Source organism: Edaphobacter sp. FHG110511_03, from assembly GCF_059115365.1.
Genome location: NZ_JBZYWL010000042.1, coordinates 1 through 1,577 on the forward strand (window position 1 = coordinate 1; position 1,577 = coordinate 1,577).

At 58.0% G+C, this 1,577-nt stretch carries 1 protein-coding gene; it reads right to left on the bottom strand.

The window, feature by feature from the left end; translation table 11 throughout:
* Positions 1–309: 309 nt before the first annotated feature.
* Positions 310–1,470 (bottom strand): IS481 family transposase, encoded by a 1,161-nt coding sequence (locus AC5S26_RS29845; protein WP_494188586.1) that lies wholly within the window; start codon positions 1,468–1,470, stop codon positions 310–312.
* Between the last annotated feature and the right edge of the window lie 107 nt (positions 1,471–1,577).

Genomic DNA, 1,577 nt, shown 5'->3' on the forward strand with positions numbered 1-1,577 from the left:
GATAGATAATGTGCGCGTAACGCGCACGAGGCGGATACCAAACCTTTGCTGAGGTGAGGGTACCGGAACATCGTTTACATTTTGAACCGGAGACATGCTTTACAAGCCCCTTGCGGTGAAAGTGGCTCTGGTTGAGTGTTTGCGGCTGGCTTGGCCGGTCTTAAAAAGAATACCCGTAGTCGTCGAAGCGGTGGGAATGTGGGAATCCCGAAGGGATTTCCAAGGGCTGTGGGAAGGGTGGGAAGCCGGCTCCATGGCTTTCCATGCTTTCCATAGCCTGGCATTTCCACGGCTTGTTGTTCGCGCGATCTAGGCACGCAGCACTGGACGGAAGGGCATCTCCGAGCTGTTAAACTCGCCGAGTTCCATGTTGTGGAACGTGACGCGATAGAGGTCTTCCTCCATCTGTTCGAAGCCGAGGTCTTCGTTGCGGAATACTTCGCTGATAAAGACTCGACCCTTGTGCCAACTTACATCGCCGCTGCAGTTCACACGCCGCGTCTCTATGGACTTGGGATAAACAAACGGTACGGCACGACTCGGTAGCATCCGGGTGCTTGGGACGTAGATGCTGCCCGGGGTCTCGTTCGCGAGGGCTTCGTGCGGACGTTCATGGTTGAAGGTCGCCCGGAAGTTGTCGAACTTCTTCTGCTGCGCGGTGAGCGTCCGCGCTGGCGGGTTGGTTGTATCTTCCTTCAACGTGCGGTGCATCCGTTCATGGCGGCCGTTCTGCTGCGGCTTGCCCGGCTGAATGCGTTCATGCACGATGCCGAGCTTGATCCATGCGAGCGAGAGCCTTGAAAGGCCCAACAGTCCGGTTCCGGCGAACGGCGTTCCGTTGTCAGTGCGGATACGTTCCGGCACGCCGAACTCGCGCATCGCCGCCTCGCATACGGCGCTCACCTGGGCTAGATCCATGCGTGTCACCGCCTGACAGCGGATCAGGAACCGGCTGTGGGCATCAGTGATGGTGAACGGGTCGCAGCGAAGCCCGTCGCCCGTCATGAAGTACCCCTTGAAGTCCATGCACCAGAGCTGGTTCGGCGCCGTCACCATCGAGAACGGCTGGGAATAAGGAGTCGTGCGCCGCTTCTTGCGCTTCGGGTTGGTCAGCCCGGCGCGTCTTAATATCTGGCCCACCGTACTCGCTGCAGGCCACGGCACGTTCGGGTTCATACGCTCCAGGCGCGCCTTCAGCTTCCGTGCTCCCCAGGATGGAAATCGCTTCCGCAGAGCGAGGATCTCGTTTTCGATCTGAGCCGGTGTCGCATGGGAGCAACCATGAGGCTTGCGCGTCAGATCCAGCAGGCCTTCCGGCCCAACCTCGTCGTAACGCTTGATCCACTTGTAAGCCGTTGGGCGGGAGATGCCGTACTCGTGACAGAGATCGGTCACGGACATCTCTTCCTTCTGATAACTCGATAAAAACTGCAGACGCTGATCCACGGTACGTATCTCTTTCCAAGGCATGAACGCATCATCGTGCGTAAAGCCAAAGCGACGAAACCACCGATCTCCGACAAGGTGTAAACCATGTCTCCGGTCTGATCTGTAAACCAAAGTGCTCAGTACGCTCC